This is a genomic window from Micromonospora sp. NPDC050495, assembly GCF_040655175.1.
Lineage (GTDB): Bacteria > Actinomycetota > Actinomycetes > Mycobacteriales > Micromonosporaceae > Micromonospora.
The window spans coordinates 1-1,083 of record NZ_JBFAJK010000133.1 but is presented as its reverse complement, the minus strand read 5'-3'; the positions used below and the strand labels follow the sequence as shown (position 1 = coordinate 1,083).

The following is a 1,083-nucleotide window of genomic DNA, read 5'->3' as shown; positions in this document are numbered from 1 at the left end:
TGAAGCGTAGAGAACTCCATGATCACCGGCGCGATCTCACCCGCTCTTCCGGCCTCCACACAGGCCAGTCACTACGCACATCACCAGCTCAGGGCGCCCGCCGATCGACTACGCAATCGCCCTGCCCTGGACCCGGACCGGCTGACCGCGGTGATCGGAGTCTGGCTCGCCGCGCAGATCCCGGTGCCGTCGGGAACACACCGGGCGGTCGCTGTGGACGGCAAGACCATCCGCGGCTCACGCACCACCGACACAGCCGCCCGCCACGTCCTGGCAGCCTGCGACCAGGCGACCGGCGTTGTGCTGGCCAGCACCGACGTCGACGGCAAGACCAACGAAATCACTCGCTTCCAACCGCTGCTCGACCAACTCGGCGACCTACGCGACACCGTCGTGACCGTCGAGGCCCTGCACTGCCAGCGCGACCACGTCACCTACCTCGCCGAACGCGGCGCCCACTGGATCCTCACCGTCAAAGGCAACCAGCCGAGCCTGCACACCCAACTCGCCGCCCTGCCCTGGCGAGCCGTCCCGGACGCCGCCCGTGACACCGACCGCGGACACGGCCGCCGCGAGATCCGCACCCTGAAGATCCTCACCATCTCGACCGGGATCGCTTCCCGCACGCCGCCCAAGCGTTGCAGATCCGTCGCCTCGACGAACCGAAACGCTTCACCACCGAGACCATCTACGCCATCACCGGCCTCCTCGTCCACCAGGCGAAACCCACCCAGACCGCCGCCTGTATCCGCGGCCACTGGTCCATAGAGAACAAGATCCACTGGGTCCGCGACATGACCTACGACGAAGACCGGTCCCAGATCCGCACCGGCGCCGGACCGCAAGTCATGGCCGCCCTGCGCAACGCCGCCATCGGCGCGCTACGCACCGCCGGCGTCACCAACATTGCCGCCGCCAACCGTCACCACGCCCGCGACAGCAACCGGCCGCTCGCCCTACTCGGCATCACCTGACGACTTTGCCGGAGCCCTAGGTAGCTGGTGTTAAAGGCGGGTTGATCGGTGGTCCGATCAACCCGTGTGTTGGACGGCTCGTTGGCTGGCGTGAAGGGGGTAGTCGCTT

General features: G+C 67.6%; 2 protein-coding genes. Both read left to right on the top strand.

Translation table 11 applies throughout. The features are described 5' to 3' along the window. Nucleotides 1–18 precede the first annotated feature (18 nt). The gene (locus AB0I11_RS34435) at nt 19–768 is read left to right on the top strand and encodes an ISAs1 family transposase (RefSeq protein ID WP_357330130.1); all 750 of its coding nucleotides are present in this window, start codon (nt 19–21) and stop codon (nt 766–768) included. A gap of 26 nt (nt 769–794) precedes the next feature. After that, nucleotides 795–974: a hypothetical protein gene (locus AB0I11_RS34430; RefSeq protein WP_357330128.1), complete on the top strand. Its 180-nt coding sequence runs from the start codon at nt 795–797 to the stop codon at nt 972–974. Nucleotides 975–1,083 lie beyond the last annotated feature (109 nt).

Coding starts and splice junctions, on each gene's coding strand:
- AB0I11_RS34435 (WP_357330130.1), top strand. CDS start 19: ATGATCACCGGCGCGATCTCACCCGCTCTTCCGGCCTCCACACAGGCC.
- AB0I11_RS34430 (WP_357330128.1), top strand. CDS start 795: ATGACCTACGACGAAGACCGGTCCCAGATCCGCACCGGCGCCGGACCG.